Consider the following 14,592-nt stretch of genomic DNA (forward strand, 5'->3'; position numbering starts at 1 on the left):
AATTCATAATACAAATTGATCTGTTACTTGTGGTGCAGGCACCATGGTAGTGCACCATGGATCCGATGAAGAAGAAAAGAGTCCACAAATGAGGCTCTTCTAAATAATAAAGAGAGACGAGGTTGATGCGATGATCGAGCTGCGCAGTGTCCGCAGCGGTTCTGGCCGCCGTTGCCCCTGCTGCTATCTCCTCACTGTTTCCCTCAAACCGCCATATGCAAAGGCGCTCTCCTGCCCGATTCCGAGATGGGTTTGTACTCAGCGAGCACAAACCAACCTGTGATGTCAGTGCATTTCTGAACACAATCCGCGAGCAGAAACTGGTCCGGAGGGTGTCTGGCGCTGACGGGATTCCGCGCTGAAGTCTAGCGCGGCAGACGGTGGATCTCATGGCCTGGCCGTGAATCCCCAGCATCGGCAACACAATAAAAACACCCTTGATGGGAGAGATAATATGTTCAAGCGACACCTATTGAGTTCATCCATAGCTATGGTGACCGCCATTAGTGGTTTCTCCACTATAGCCATGGCGCAGGAAGATGCAGCACTAGAAGAGGTAGTGGTAACCGGCGTGCGTGCGAGTCTTGAAAAAGGCATTGATATCAAACGCGAGAGCTTTCAGATCGTGGATTCCATTGTTGCTGAGGATATCGGCAAGTTTCCCGACAACAATGTGGTGGAATCCCTACAGCGCGTAACCGGTGTGCAGGTTACTGATCGCGGTGCGGGTGAGGTCAGTACCGTATCTATCCGCGGTCTCAATGATGTGACCACCACCGTCAATGGCCGCAATATTTTCACTGCGTCTGGTCGATCTGTAGCGCTCGCCGATATCCCCGCGAGCTTGTTGGGGCAGGTGGATGTGTACAAAACCCGCTCCGCAGATCTGATTTCCAGCGGAATCGCCGGCCAGATCGATATTCACACGCACCGGCCGTTTAATTTTGAGGGCAGCAAAACTGTTATTGCTGCACGCGGTATCCATCAGGAGCAGGCCGATGCCACCGATCCGAATATCAGTGCCCTGGCCAGCAACCGTTGGGAAACCGGTATTGGCGAGATTGGCGCACTGGTAAACGTATCCTACGCCAGAACCACGTTCCGGGATCAGGGGGCCAAAGCCGGTGCTGCGGTGCCATTTGCTACGCTGGCCGCTGACGAACCACTCTTGCGCTATTTCTCTGGTTGGCAACCTGGGACGGATCGTGGTTTGCCATTTGAAGAGGGGTCTACCTTCGAGGATGGAACCGAGTACCTGCTCGGTCGAGATGCGGTGATCCTAAATGATTTTACCGGTGAGCGTGAACGCCCCGCAGCGAATATCTCTCTGCAGTGGGCACCTAACGACTCGTCTGAATATCTGTTCGAGGCCTTCTACAACGGTTACCGTCAGGAAAGCGAGAACAGTATGATGCTGACATTCACCGACGCTTGGTGGGCGGTTGATCCTGCGGACCCGGTAGTGCTGTTTGACGGCACCAATATTATCAAAGAGCGCTATGTAAATGCGACTAACGGGTTTGCCAGTGGCGATTACACCAAGGGTAAAACCGACAGTTTCGTATATGCCTTGGGTGGGAAGTGGGACATCAATAGTCGCCTGCGCCTCGAATCCGAAGTGGTTTACCAGAAAAGTGAATTCGAAGATGAATTCATGGCGCTCCAGACGGCACGCGCCCCTAGCGGCGTAAACCGGATGTTTGTCGATTTTAATAGCGGTGACGGGGTGCCGGAAATGGTGTTCTACGATGATCCGAATACCCCGGACATCGATGAAAGTGATCTCACCAACGCTGCTCTCTGGCACATGAGCGCCATGTTTGACAATGCGAGCGCCCGGGAAGGTGATGCCGTTACCTTTACCGTGGACGGTAGCTATGACGCGGATTGGGGTATTTTTAATACAGTTGAGTTTGGCCTGCGCCACGACAGCCGCTCAGCTTCAGAAAGTTCAAGGGTGGCAAGTGCGGGGTGCGATACCTTCGCAGAAGAAAATCCCTGTACACTTAAAGTTTCCGATTTCCCCGGTATTCTGACCGGCACAGAAGGCTTTTTTGACGGCCGATCCGGACTGCCAGGTGGTTGGGCAGTTGCTGATGCCGATTGGTTGAGCGCCAATGGAGATACCTTACGCGGTGCCTATGGACTGTCGCTTGCTGCGCAACTTTCTCTCGCAAAAAACTTTGACATTGACGAAACCCAGACTGCGATTTATGCCCAGACCGAATTCTTCACTGAGATTGGTGGTCGCGAGCTGGATGGGGAGTTTGGCCTGCGGTACCTTACTGTCAGTTCAGATCTTGAGTTCACAGGGGATACGTCATCCAGTGATGTGTCACGCCTGCTACCGAGCTTGATACTCCGTTATCATTTGACTGATAACCTGATGGCACGTGTCAGCTACGGTGAAACTCTGCGTTTACCAAATTTCATCGACCTGAATCCGACCATCGTATACAACCCTGATGTGACCGACATCGGCTACGGAACTGCTGTCGGCGGAAATTCCCAGCTGGAACCAACCGAGTCACGCAATCTGGATGTCTCACTGGAATATTACTTCGGTGATGCCAGCGCGCTCTACGCCACTTGGTTCAAACGAGATATCTCTGGATTGGTAGTGCCTTTCCGCAATTCCGTAACCGTGGACGTACCCAACGATATTCCCGATATCGGTGAATACACTTATATCCTGAGTCAGCCGGACAATGCATCCGATGGTGAACTGAGCGGTGTCGAGTTGGGCATAACCTATTTCCCAGAGAACCTGCCGGCGTTACTGGATGGCTTTGGGGTCCTGGCAAGTTATACCGTCCTCGATTCAGAGCAGGATATCCCGGTTGTCAATGACGAAGGTGTCGTGACAGGTATTGATACACTGCCTATGTTCGGTGTGTCCGATACCTCTTACAGCGTCGTGCTCGCCTATGATAAGAATGACCTTGACATGCGCCTATCATATGTATGGCGTGAGGATTTCCTCTACACCAATGAGGCGCCACAATTTGCCAATCCTCTAGGTATCTATCACAGTCCCGAATCTAGCCTGGATTTCCAGCTGAGTTACGACGTGAGCGATAACTTGGTGGTAACTTTCGATGGCACCAACCTGACCGAGGAGATGTCTCATGAGTACTATGAGTATTCAGACCTCTACAACTTCGGCAACTTCAAGTTCAGCCGCACCTTCGCCCTGGGCGCCCGTTATTCGTTTTAATAAATCTTTCTGATTGGATCGTGACCCTCTTCAGGCAGCCTTCGGGCTGCCTTTTTTGTTGCCGGGGCTTTGAGGGATGGTGTTGAACTCGAGTTCCACAGTCATTGCACATAAAAAAAGCCCGCGTATGCGGGCTTCATGATTCTACTGTGGGTCGAAGAACTATCAGGTCTTCAACTTCTTATACTGCATCCGATGCGGCGTGGCATTCTCTCCATTCCGCTTCACGAAATCCTCGTGGTACTCGGTGTAGTTGCCCTCAAAGAACACGACACTGCTGTCGCCTTCGTAGGCCAGGATGTGAGTCGCCACGCGGTCGAGGAACCAGCGGTCGTGCGAGATCACCATGGCGCAGCCGGGGAAGCTCAGCAGGGCTTCTTCCAGGGCGCGCAGGGTTTCGATATCCAGGTCGTTGGACGGTTCGTCCAGCAGCAGCACGTTGGCGCCCTGCTTCAGGGTATAGGCCAGGTGCAGGCGGCCGCGCTCACCACCGGAGAGTTCGCCCACGCGCTTCTGCTGATCACTGCCCTTGAAGTTGAAACGGCCAATATAATTGCGCGAGCCCACTTCGTAGTTGTTGATCTTGAGAATATCGTGGCCGTCGGAAATGCACTCCCATACGGTCTTGTTGTTGTCCAGGTTCTCACGGCTCTGGTCAACGCTGGCGATCTGCACGGTTTCCCCGATTTTGATCTCACCGGAATCCGGCTGCTCTTTGCCGTTGATCATGCGGAACAGGGTGGATTTGCCCGCGCCGTTGCCGCCGACGATACCGACAATCGCGCCCTTGGGTACGCGGAACGACAGGTTGTCGATCAGCAGGCGGTCGCCGAAGCCCTTGGACACGTTGTTGAATTCAATCACGTTGTCGCCCAGGCGCTCACCCGGCGGAATGTAGATTTCGTTGGTCTCGTTGCGGGCCTGGAATTCCTGCGACTGCATTTCTTCCAAACGGGCGAGACGGGCCTTGCTCTTGGACTGACGGCCTTTCGGGTTCTGGCGGGCCCACTCCAGTTCCTTCTGCATGGCCTTGGCGCGGGCCTGTTCACCCTTCTGTTCCTGTTCCAGGCGCTTCTCTTTCTGCTCCAGCCAGGTGGTGTAGTTGCCTTCCCACGGAATGCCGTGGCCGCGGTCCAGTTCCAGAATCCAGCCGGCGACGTTGTCGAGGAAGTAGCGGTCGTGGGTGATCGCCACCACGGTGCCGTCGAAGTCGTGCAGGAAACGCTCCAGCCAGTACACGGATTCCGCGTCCAGGTGGTTGGTAGGCTCGTCCAGCAGCAGCATGTCCGGGCGCGACAGCAGCAGGCGGCACAGGGCCACGCGGCGCTTCTCACCGCCGGACAGGTTGTTTACATCCGCATCCCACGGCGGCAGGCGCAGGGCGTCGGCGGCTACTTCGAGACGGTGCTCGAGGTTGTGCGCATCCCAGGCCTGGATGATGTCTTCGAATTTCTGCTGTTTCTTGGCCAGTGCATCGAAGTCGGCATCGGGTTCGGCGTAGTCGGCGTAAACCTGCTCCAGGCCGGCGAGGGCGTCGATAGCCTCACGCACGCCGTCTTCCACGTTGCCGCGTACGTTCTTGGCCGGGTCCAGCTGCGGCTCCTGGGGCAGGTAGCCGACCTTGATACCGGGCATGGCGCGGGCTTCGCCGTTATAGTCCTGATCCACGCCGGCCATGATGCGCAGCAGGGTGGATTTACCGGCGCCGTTCAGGCCCAGTACGCCGATTTTGGCGCCGGGGAAGAAGGACAGGGAAATATCTTTCAGGATTTCGCGCTTGGGAGGAACAACCTTGCCCACGCGGTTCATGGTAAAGACGTATTCAGCCATTAGAGATCGATTCCAGTCGGTCAGAATTTGGGCGCAAGTTATCAGGTTGGCGGGAAACTTCAACCTGCGATCGGACCTACCCGTGGGCGAGCTGGAACACCGCAGGGGAAGCCCCGGGTAATGCCACCCAGCCCCCATCTATGTTTAACTTTGCCCCACACCAGACAACCGGAAAACAGTATGACCCAGGAATCACCCGTGCTCGTCGAGCGCCAGGGCGCCATCGGCAAGTTGACGCTCAATCTGCCCAAAGCCCTCAACGCCCTCAACCTCGACATGATCGACCGGATGGCTGCGCAGCTGGACGCATGGGAAACCGATGACACCGTTGCCTGCATCTGGATCGAAGGCGCCGGCGACAAGGCCCTGTGTGCTGGCGGCGACGTGGTGGCGCTGCACCGGGAATCCGGCAGCTACGGCGAGCAGGGGGCCAGCCAGTTCGTGCAGGACTTCTTCACCCGCGAATACCGCCTCGACTATCGCATCCACACCTACCCCAAACCCATCGTCGTGTGGGGCAGCGGCATCGTTATGGGCGGTGGCATCGGCATTATGAGTGGCGCCAGCCACCGCATCGTCACCGAGACCACCCGTATGGCCATGCCGGAAATCACCATCGGCCTCTTCCCCGATGTGGGGGGCAGCTGGTTTCTGAACCGGATGCCGGGCCGCACTGGCCTGTTCATGGGCCTCACCGGCGCACAGTTCAATGGCACAGATGCGCTTTACTGCGGTATGGCGGATCGCCTGTTGCCCGCCGCCGGTAAAGAAGCCCTGCTTGATGCACTGGCCGCATTGACATTCACCGCGGACGAGGATCAGAACCATGTACTGGTGAGCAAGGCGGTCCAGTCGCGGGAAATGCCCGCCGGTGAACACCCGGCACCGAATCTGCGCGTCCACTACGATGTGATCCAGGAACTGACCGACGGCGCGACGCTGCCCGACGTATACCAAACCATCGTCAACTATAGTGGCGACGATGAATGGCTCCAGCGCGCGGCCAAAACCCTGCGCGCGGGCTGCCCCCTCACCGCGTGGATTGTGTGGGAGCAGCTGCGCCGCAGCAAACACATGTCGCTCGCGGATGTACTGCGGATGGAGTTGGCACTTGCGGTAAATATGTGCAGCAATGGCCAGGTAAAAGAAGGGGTGCGCGCCCTGTTGATCGACAAGGATCGCAATCCCCGCTGGCAACCGGCGAAGCTTGAAGATGTTACGCGCGCGCAGGTGGACGCGTGTTTCGCCGAGCCCTGGAGCCGAAGTCCGCTGCAGGATCTGTAATTGACGCGTCCGCCGGCGGCGGAAGTCATCCCTTAGGAAAAATAATAAAGAAACGGAGTTGAAAGAATGGAACAGTCACAAAGAATCGCCTTTCTCGGTCTCGGCAACATGGGAGGGCCGATGGCGGCAAATCTGGTGAAACACGGTTTTTCAGTCACCGCGTTTGACGTGTCGAAACCGATGCTGGAAAGTGCAGTCGCCAATGGCTGTCGTCGGGCAGACAGCGCCCATGCCGCAATAAACGGCGCAGATGTGGTGGTGTCGATGCTTCCCCACGGTGAAGCAGTGCGGTCTCTGTATCTCGGTGTACACGGCCTGTTGCAGGCAATGGATGCCAAAACCCTGCTGATCGACTGCTCCACCATCTCCGCCAGCGACGCCCGCCAGGTGATTGCCGCTGCCGGAGAGCGCGGTATCGACGCGATTGATGCACCGGTTTCCGGTGGTACCGCGGCGGCCGCTGCGGGGACACTGTCATTTATGTGTGGCGGTGAGGAAAAAGCACTTGAGCGGGCGCGCCCGGTGCTCGAAGCCATGGGCGCGAATGTCTTTCACGCGGGCCCCGCCGGCAGCGGCCAGGTGGCGAAGATCTGCAACAATATGCTGCTCGCGATTCACATGATAGGCACCGCCGAAGCGCTGCAGATGGGGGTGGATAACGGGCTCGACCCCAAAGTGCTGTCGGACATCATGCGTGCCAGCTCTGGCGGCAACTGGTCGCTGGAAAAATACAATCCCTATCCGGGCGTGATGGACAATGTGCCGGCGGCGCGGGACTACCAGGGCGGTTTTTCCGTGGCGCTGATGCTGAAGGATCTCGGGCTCGCCATGGATACCGCCGCCGGCAGCGCTTCTTCTACACCACTGGGGGCACTGGCAAAAAACCTGTACCAGTTGCACGGCGGCGACCCCATCAACCGCGTGCTGGATTTCTCCAGTATTCAGAACCTGTTCCGCCGCCCGGTGGGCAATTGAGCGCGGGTGAATTTTGCCCAGACTTGATCCAGATCAAGAAGTGAATCGGCGGCTCCGTTAGCCTCCGCCTGCTTGCCACCGAGGTCAGAAACCGAGGTGAAAACAGGAGGCTGACGGAAATAGACATGGAAACTGCGGAACTGCGTTCGCCGGCATTGCTTACGCCCGAGCTCTTGGAGCGCTATGCCGGCCCGTGCCCGCGCTATACCTCTTACCCCTCCGCCGACCGCTTTGTGCCTATGCACGCGCGCGGGGGTAGCTCCGGTGCGCCGCCTTGGGCGGCGTTGCAACAAGCGCAGACCTTGTCTCTTTATGTGCACATACCATTCTGCCGCTCCCTTTGCTACTTCTGCGCCTGCAACAAGGTTGTCACCAAAAGGTACGATTCCGCAGCGAGTTACCTGGAGACTGTGTTGCGAGAGGCGCGCTGGTATCGCGATTGTGTCGTCGAGGCGCCTGTGACCCAGCTGCATCTCGGCGGCGGCACCCCAACGTTCCTTAACGACGGCGACCTTGAGCGGTTGATCCTTGGTCTCGGTGAAGTCTTCCCGTTGCAGGTCGGGGACGATGTTGAGTACAGCGTGGAAGCGGACCCGCGCACCCTCGCACCGCACACGCTGGACAACTTGCGGCGCCTCGGCTTCAACCGCTTGAGCATGGGGATTCAGGATTTCAATCCGGCTGTGCAACGGGCCGTCAACCGAATCTGCCCCCCTGAAGACGTCCTTGCACTGACTGAGGGTGCGCGGGCGCGGGGCTTTCGTTCCATCTCCTACGATCTGATTTACGGACTTCCGGGGCAGAGCGTGACGAGCCTGGAGCAGACCATCGACATTGTGTTGGAGCACGCCCCTGACCGCATCGCGCTGTACCACTACGCCCACCTGCCGCAGCGCTTCAAGGCCCAGCGCCTGATCAGCTCGGATCTGATTCCCCCACCTGCCGACAAGATCGCCATGCAGCTTGCCGCCACCCGGCGGCTGACGGGGGCGGGCTACCACTTTCTCGGTATGGACCATTTCGCGCGGCCGGACGACGGCATGGCGCAAGCTGCCGCCGAAGGGCGCCTCGCGCGCAACTTCCAGGGATACACCCTGATGCCGGCGGATGCGCTGATCGGCCTGGGTGCCTCCGCCATCAGCTACAGCCGTGACGGCTACTGGCAGAACCAGCACGGCGTCAAGGATTACACCGCGGCGGTGGGCGGATGTGGCAACGCCATTTCCCGCGGTTGGAAGCTGAGTGACGACGACCGCCTGCGCCAGTGGCTCATTATGGAACTGATGTGTCGGTTGCGCGTGGAGCGGGGGGAGGTCGAATCGCGCACCGGCGCGCCCTTTGAACACTACTTCCGCGATGAACTGACGCGCCTGCAGCCCATGTTCGATGACGGTCTGGTGGCGCTGGATGAGATTGGTCTTCACGTCAGCGAGCGCGGGCGCTGGTTCCTGCGCAATGTGGCCGCCGCATTCGATGCGCACCTGCACCGCAGCGGCAGCGGCGGGCGCTATTCGCGGGTGTTATGACACGACAGGGAGGATACAATTTGCCAGAGGGAGTCAACGCGGTGCGGTTCAGCAGCAAAGCGGTAGCTAGAGTGGCCGCCGGGAGAGTGATCGGTTTGAGTAATGAGCAAAAATCGGCGGAACAGGTCTCAAAGGTCAGTTGCAGCAACTGCTCGGTCAGGGCGCTGTGCCTTCCCGCGGGCCTTACCGCGCAGGATATTGACCGTCTCGAACAGATCACCCGCAAGAAAACCGTGATCAAAGCCGGCGATCAGTTGTTTCGCGCTGGCGACAAATTCACCAGCCTGTACGCCATCCGCTCCGGTAGTTTCAAGTCTGTGGTCATCGCCGCCGATGGCAGCGCCCAGGTTACCCATTTCGCGCTGCCGGGCGAACTGCTCGGCCTCGACGCCTATAGCACCCAGGCCCACCCCAGCTATGCCGAGGCGCTGGAAAACAGCAGCGTGTGCGAATTGCCCTTTGCGCAGCTGGAAATCCTCGCGCAGCAGGTGCCTGGGTTGCAGAAGCAGATTTTCAATCTCTTCTCGGAGGAACTGCGGCAGGAAAAAGACGTGGTCATGCTGCTTGGCAAGCGCTCCGCAGAAGCGCGTTTGGCGGCCCTGTTGATCAATATCTCCGAGCGCTACACGCGGCGCGGTTACTCGGCGACCGAGTTCAACCTCACCATGCCGCGCATCGACATCGCCAATTATCTCGGGCTCACCGCGGAAACCGTCAGCCGCTTGATTTCCCGCTTCCAGAAACAAGAGCTGATCAAGGTGCAGGGCAGAGCCATTACCCTGCTCGACAAACCCGGCCTCGCAACCCTGGCCGGCGTCAGCTGCAGCGATTGACCGGGCAGGGCGGAAAATCAGAAGTAGTAGTCTTCCAGGTCGATTTTTTCCCAGTCGTACACCAGGCGCGGGCCGTCGGCGGTCACCAGGCTCACCTTGTTCGCCTCCAGGCAATCGGACCAGTCGACCCGGTTCAGGTCCACCATCTCTGCGCCGCCGTGCACCTTCACGATGGAGTCCTGCCACGCCTGGTGGCAGTAACTGGGAATCTCCCCCTGAATCAGCAGCTCGTAGCCGAGGTATTTTTCATAGTTCAGCTGCGGCATACGGTTCAGGTGATACCGATTGTCCTCCCCCAGCAGAAAATATTTGCCGTTCTCCTGCACCAGCGTACCGGTTGCTGTCAGCGGCTGCTGCGCCGGATTGGCGGCGCAGGCGGAGAGAAAAACGAGTGGCAGCAGATAGCCTTTACGGGAATCCATGTTGGTTACTCTTTGGTTATTTGTTACCAAAATAGCAACTGACGATTGCAGTTGCGTTTCAGTTTTTTTGCCGCCACCGGATTCGCTGGATCACGTCGCAAAGATCAGGCCGCGTCGCTGTCCTTCTCGCGGTGGCCGTCCTTGAGGTGCAGGGCTACGTGCTTTTCCAGACCTTCCAGTGCATACGCTTGGCCAAAACCCTTTACATAGCGGCCTGCGCTTGGCTTCAACTCGAACAGGTGGAAATCCTCGAGATTTTTCAGATGATCCATCACCGGTCCGAATTTCTCCCGCAGTTGCTCGATGCGCTCCCGCCATAACGGCAGCTCGCGACCGATCATTCCCGCCTCCACGTTGAAGGTCACCCGCAAGCGCGCAAACGCCTGCCTGGTATCCGCCTCGTCCGCATTAAATATCACAGAAGCCTTACGGTGCGCTTTCAGGTTCGCCGCATGCTCGGAAAGATCGGAAATAAACAGGTAAAAGTTGCCATCCGCCGCCAGGAAAGGTGCCGTGCTCGCGTGCGGGTAGCCGTCTGGCGTCAGGCTCGCCAGGTTCAGCAGTCTTCGTGTGGCGATAAAATCGCGCACCTCCGCCACCAGATCTGCACCGTCGTCAGTTTTTGGATGTTCAGTCTGTGTCGCTTTGTGTTCGCTCATGGTCAGATTCCCCCTCAGGAATGTGCAGTGCCGGCGGTTGCCAGCTGCTGCTTTAACTGTTTGAAACGCGCTACCTGTTCCGGAATCAGCTGGCGCTGTGTATCCCGGCCCAGAAATACCTTGAAGACACAGTTGCCACTGGGCGCGAGAAACACCATGGAATGGCTCTCCGCGCCGCGGTGGGGCTTGCTCACAAAGGCCACTTCCACAATGCCGTCCACCAGCAGGTGGCCATGGAAGGGACTTTTGTGGTGCATGAAGTTGTAGTAGCCATGGGCAATGTTGCCCTTGGGGAACTCGCCCTTGAACTCGAATACCGACCCCTCGCTTTGCACGATGGTGGTGACCTTGCCCCAGCTGGGCAGTTCTTCAATCAAACTCCAGACGTATTCACCACCAGCGAGCGAGGCCATCTCCGCGGGTAACTGGGCGATGATCTCGCGCACACTGGTGTCGAGCTTGTCCGCCATCTGTTCCAGCGTGTAGCCGGATTCACTGTCGAGTAATTCTTTTATCTGCTCTTGCATAAGCAATTCCAAAACTATTTCAGTAACCACCAAACCAGCCGAAGCAGTGGTGGCCATTGCGCAAACGATTGCCGACAGGTTGTTTGCGCAATGGCCACCACTGCTTCGGCGGGCTACGGAGTTCACTTGTAGTGGAGCTCCGTAGCAGCGCGGCCCCAGCGGTAATGTTCCGGCAAACAACCTGTCGGCAATCGTTTGCCGGAACATTCCCCCTGGGGCCGCTCAGGTCGTGCTAAATCCTGTGCTGAATTTAGAAGCGGTAGCTCGCGGACAGTTTAATGTTGCGGCCCGGCATATACAGTTCCTGGAAGGCCACGCGGTATTCCTCGTCTGCCAGATTGTCCAGCGCCAGGGCCAGTTTCAGGCCGTTCAGGCTGCCGGTGGCCGGCTCCCAGGTCACGTAGGCGTCAGCCAGGGTGTAGCTGTCGAACTCGCGGGTCTCGGATTCCGGCAGTTGCTCCTGCGCGGAAACCATCGAGGTGCGCAGGCCCGCCTTCAGGTCGCGCTGCAGGAAGTAATAGCCCAGGTCCAGTACCCACTTGTCTGCCGGAATATTGCTCAGGTAGCTGTCGTCGGAGAGATCGCGGCCCTCGGTCTGGCCGTAGGAGAGGCCCAGCGCCAGATCGTTCACCAGATAATTGGCGCCGAGTTCAAACCCCTTCAGCTCCGCTTCGTCCACGTTCTGGTACGTGGTATTCATGGGGAAGCCCATTGTGGCGTGGGGATTCACCACCAACTGCTCAATAAAATTGTCCACCTTGTTGCGGAATACCGCAGCGCTGGCGGTCAGCTCGTCGTTGCTGTTGACGAGGCCGCGGAAGGCGAAGTCCGCACGCAGCTCGGTATTGCGGGCCTCCTCTGCTTCCAGATCCGGATTGGGGATAAAGGTGTTACAGAAGGGGCCGAAGTAGCAGAAGTGCGTGCCCTGGGTGTACATCTCTTCCACCCCCGGTGCGCGGAAGGCCTTGGCGTAGCTGGCGGTCAGGGTCATCCAGTCGCTGGCTTTCACCGCTGCGGTGAGGGATGGCGACACTGCGCTGTCGTCGCGGGCGGAGTCCGCCAGTTGCTGGCTCTTGGCTTCAAAGCGGTCGTAGCGTACGCCGGGGGTCAGGGTGAAGACGTCGGCGAAGGTGAAGTCGGCCTGGGCGTAAAGGCCCAATACGTCGGTGTCGGCGTTCAGGTTGGCGGGGCGATTATCGCCGTCGCGCACCGTGGTCACATCGTCCTGATACCAGTCGAGACCGTAAATCCATTGGCCACCGAAACCGTCGGTGGCCCAGTCAGTAGAATTGGTGAGGGCGATACCGGTTGTCTGTACTTCGGTGTTGTCCTGTTGCCCCTCACCCTGTGTCGGACGGAACTCGTCGAACTGGGTGTCGTTTCGGTACAGCGTGAACTTTGACGTGTGTTTGCCTTCCAGTGCTTGCAGCAGGTAGTTGGCGGTCACATTCTGGTCGGTGATATCGCGCTCCACCAGCGGCGAGCGGGCGCCCACATTGCTGTTGGGGTTGGAGGGCACACCCTCCTCACGGTTGTTGTGGCGGAAGGAAATGTCGAAGCGCTGGTTGTCGCTCAGCTGGAAGCCGGCCCGGGCGAGCAGGGCGGTGTTTTCGCTGGCGCTGTTTTCCAGTTCTTCGCCGCCGCCGATTTCCAGGTTGTCGTGATCGGCAACGCTGCCATTCACTAAATAATCAAAGCGGCCAGACAGTCCATAGATCGCGGCGGTGGTCTCGGAGGAATCGCCATTGCTGCCGAATTCCTGTTTCAGATAGCCACCAAACGTATCGCCACTTTTCAGCAGGTCGGCGGAGCTTTTGGTGGTCATCGCCACCACGCCGCCGACGGCGCCGGAGCCCCACAGGCTGGAGGCCGGGCCTTTTTTCACTTCCACCTGCTTCAGCAGTTCCGGGTCCAGTTGGTAGGTACCGCGGTGCCCGGAATTGAAGTTCTGGCGCGCGCCGTCGATGGTCTGCAGGACGCGCAGACCGGACAGGCCGCGGATATTCGGGGACTGGTTGGAGTAGCGGGGGCCGCCTTCCACCTGCACGTTCGGTTCGTATTTCAGCGCCTGGGCAATGGATTCCGGCTGCTGCTCTTCCAGTTGTACACGCTCCACCACCACCGTGCTGGGGTCTTTCTCTTTTGCCGACGGGTTGCGGTCGGCGGCCACCACCACTTCACCGAACTGGATGATCGGTTGCCCGCTGTCGGCGGTCTGCGCTGCGACACCGCTGGCGCTCAGCGCCAGTACCGTGGCGGCCAGAGGGTTGAGAGTAAAAGTCTTGATTTGGCCCATGGAAGGTGTCCCCTTTCTGGAAATTGTCCATTCTTGGTGTGCGATTGTTTCCGTGGCCGCCGATTTTTTCTGTGGCTGGCGGTTGGTACGGTTGCGGCGAATGGTAGTAATTGAGGATCTGATTGTAAATGCAAACAATTATCATTTGATAAAAAATTGGCAAATTGCTAGGCTCGCTGCCGTAGTTCACTAACTGGGGCGCTCGTACCTGTTCGCCCCGGATTACTTCACATTGAATTTCTATGGCGTCTGCGGATGCGAATGAGGGTTGCGCGTGAAATTGCGCCTGACAGTGATGGTCGTCTGCTCCCTTGCGCTGCACGCGTGGCTGTTGTGGGCGGCACCGGCACAGGAGGTGCGGGCGCCATCTGGCACGGTGGCGCTGAAGTTGGGGCAGCTGAAACTCGCGGCGGAAACGCAGGAACAAGAAACCGAATCCCAACCGGTGGAAAGGCTTGCCGAGCAGCAAGCGGTTGAGGTTCCCGCGCCAAAAAAAGAGCGGGGCAACAAAGAACCGGTGAAGACACTGGACGGGAAAGCGCCGGAACAAAAGGCACCGGTGGCGAATGAAGAGGTTGCCGCACAGCGGGATTCAACGTCCGGGAGCAAAACAGATTCCGCTGTGAAAGCGCAGGCTAATGTTGCTGCGGCCCCGGTCCCGCAAAGCGCCCAGCGAAACGTGAGTGAAGAGCCGGTGCTGGTGGAGCGGCCGGTTTTCGCCCACCCGCCCGGCGCGCCGGTGTATCCGGAGCTGGCACGCCAGCGCCGTCAGCAGGGCACCGTAGTGGTGGAGGTGCAGCTCGATCATACCGGGGCGCAGCTGATGCGGCGGTTGTTGCAGTCGTCCGGTGTCGACAGTCTCGACCAGGCGGCGTTAACCGCGGTGGCAAAGTGGGAGTTCCTGCCCTACCGGGAAGACGGCCGTGCGCGCCTTGCGCGCGTGCAGTTACCGATCCGCTTTTCGCTGTAGGGAATACATCGGTGCTGCGTTATCGCGTGGCCGCTTGAAAGGCAGTGGCACCG

Annotated in this window: 11 protein-coding genes; 6 read left to right on the top strand and 5 right to left on the bottom strand. The window is 58.5% G+C overall.

What is annotated here, in order from left to right:
- The first annotated feature begins 454 nt into the window (after positions 1-454).
- A complete protein-coding gene (locus GNX18_RS17315; RefSeq protein WP_166219735.1) occupies positions 455-3,217 on the top strand; it encodes a TonB-dependent receptor in 2,763 nt (920 codons plus the stop codon).
- A 165-nt stretch (positions 3,218-3,382) separates the two neighbouring features.
- Here GNX18_RS17315 and ettA read toward each other — a convergent pair whose 3' ends face one another.
- Positions 3,383-5,047: an energy-dependent translational throttle protein EttA gene (ettA, locus tag GNX18_RS17320; protein WP_138235577.1), complete on the bottom strand. Its 1,665-nt coding sequence runs from the start codon at positions 5,045-5,047 to the stop codon at positions 3,383-3,385.
- A gap of 180 nt (positions 5,048-5,227) precedes the next feature.
- Between ettA and GNX18_RS17325 the strand changes: the two genes are divergently transcribed.
- The 4 genes from GNX18_RS17325 (at position 5,228) to fnr (ending at position 9,665) form a co-directional block, all read left to right on the top strand.
- The gene (locus tag GNX18_RS17325) at positions 5,228-6,331 is read left to right on the top strand and encodes an enoyl-CoA hydratase/isomerase family protein (RefSeq protein WP_166219737.1); all 1,104 of its coding nucleotides are present in this window, start codon (positions 5,228-5,230) and stop codon (positions 6,329-6,331) included.
- A 66-nt stretch (positions 6,332-6,397) separates the two neighbouring features.
- Positions 6,398-7,306 carry a 3-hydroxyisobutyrate dehydrogenase gene (gene mmsB, locus GNX18_RS17330; RefSeq protein WP_166219739.1) on the top strand — a complete coding sequence of 303 codons (909 nt, stop codon included), beginning with the start codon at positions 6,398-6,400 and terminating at the stop codon, positions 7,304-7,306.
- Between the two features lie 125 nt (positions 7,307-7,431).
- The gene (gene hemN, locus GNX18_RS17335) at positions 7,432-8,832 is read left to right on the top strand and encodes an oxygen-independent coproporphyrinogen III oxidase (RefSeq protein WP_166219741.1); all 1,401 of its coding nucleotides are present in this window, start codon (positions 7,432-7,434) and stop codon (positions 8,830-8,832) included.
- A 95-nt stretch (positions 8,833-8,927) separates the two neighbouring features.
- Positions 8,928-9,665: a fumarate/nitrate reduction transcriptional regulator Fnr gene (fnr, locus tag GNX18_RS17340; RefSeq protein ID WP_240914069.1), complete on the top strand. Its 738-nt coding sequence runs from the start codon at positions 8,928-8,930 to the stop codon at positions 9,663-9,665.
- A 17-nt stretch (positions 9,666-9,682) separates the two neighbouring features.
- Here the strand turns inward: fnr and GNX18_RS17345 are convergent, their stop codons facing one another.
- The 4 genes from GNX18_RS17345 to GNX18_RS17360 all read right to left on the bottom strand — a co-directional run bounded on the left by GNX18_RS17345 (position 9,683) and on the right by GNX18_RS17360 (position 13,569).
- Positions 9,683-10,087: a hypothetical protein gene (locus GNX18_RS17345; RefSeq protein WP_138235572.1), complete on the bottom strand. Its 405-nt coding sequence runs from the start codon at positions 10,085-10,087 to the stop codon at positions 9,683-9,685.
- Between the two features lie 104 nt (positions 10,088-10,191).
- Positions 10,192-10,746 carry a HugZ family protein gene (locus GNX18_RS17350; protein WP_166219745.1) on the bottom strand — a complete coding sequence of 185 codons (555 nt, stop codon included), beginning with the start codon at positions 10,744-10,746 and terminating at the stop codon, positions 10,192-10,194.
- 14 nt (positions 10,747-10,760) lie between these two features.
- Positions 10,761-11,273, bottom strand: coding sequence for a heme utilization cystosolic carrier protein HutX (hutX, locus tag GNX18_RS17355; protein WP_166219772.1), 513 nt, complete (start codon positions 11,271-11,273; stop codon positions 10,761-10,763).
- A gap of 250 nt (positions 11,274-11,523) precedes the next feature.
- Positions 11,524-13,569, bottom strand: coding sequence for a TonB-dependent hemoglobin/transferrin/lactoferrin family receptor (locus tag GNX18_RS17360; protein ID WP_166219774.1), 2,046 nt, complete (start codon positions 13,567-13,569; stop codon positions 11,524-11,526).
- A gap of 274 nt (positions 13,570-13,843) precedes the next feature.
- On the opposite strand from GNX18_RS17360, the gene GNX18_RS17365 reads away from it, so the two are divergent.
- Positions 13,844-14,539: an energy transducer TonB gene (locus GNX18_RS17365; RefSeq protein ID WP_166219776.1), complete on the top strand. Its 696-nt coding sequence runs from the start codon at positions 13,844-13,846 to the stop codon at positions 14,537-14,539.
- Positions 14,540-14,592 lie beyond the last annotated feature (53 nt).

This window comes from Microbulbifer sp. SH-1 (genome assembly GCF_011326135.1).
Lineage (GTDB): Bacteria > Pseudomonadota > Gammaproteobacteria > Pseudomonadales > Cellvibrionaceae > Microbulbifer > Microbulbifer harenosus.

Bases quoted from the DNA above. Each gene is read 5' to 3' on its own strand.
- GNX18_RS17325 (WP_166219737.1), top strand. From the start codon at position 5,228: ATGACCCAGGAATCACCCGTGCTCGTCGAGCGCCAGGGCGCCATCGGC.
- GNX18_RS17350 (WP_166219745.1), bottom strand. From the start codon at position 10,746: ATGAGCGAACACAAAGCGACACAGACTGAACATCCAAAAACTGACGAC.
- GNX18_RS17345 (WP_138235572.1), bottom strand. From the start codon at position 10,087: ATGGATTCCCGTAAAGGCTATCTGCTGCCACTCGTTTTTCTCTCCGCC.
- ettA (WP_138235577.1), bottom strand. From the start codon at position 5,047: ATGGCTGAATACGTCTTTACCATGAACCGCGTGGGCAAGGTTGTTCCT.
- hutX (WP_166219772.1), bottom strand. From the start codon at position 11,273: ATGCAAGAGCAGATAAAAGAATTACTCGACAGTGAATCCGGCTACACG.
- GNX18_RS17360 (WP_166219774.1), bottom strand. From the start codon at position 13,569: ATGGGCCAAATCAAGACTTTTACTCTCAACCCTCTGGCCGCCACGGTA.
- hemN (WP_166219741.1), top strand. From the start codon at position 7,432: ATGGAAACTGCGGAACTGCGTTCGCCGGCATTGCTTACGCCCGAGCTC.
- GNX18_RS17315 (WP_166219735.1), top strand. From the start codon at position 455: ATGTTCAAGCGACACCTATTGAGTTCATCCATAGCTATGGTGACCGCC.
- mmsB (WP_166219739.1), top strand. From the start codon at position 6,398: ATGGAACAGTCACAAAGAATCGCCTTTCTCGGTCTCGGCAACATGGGA.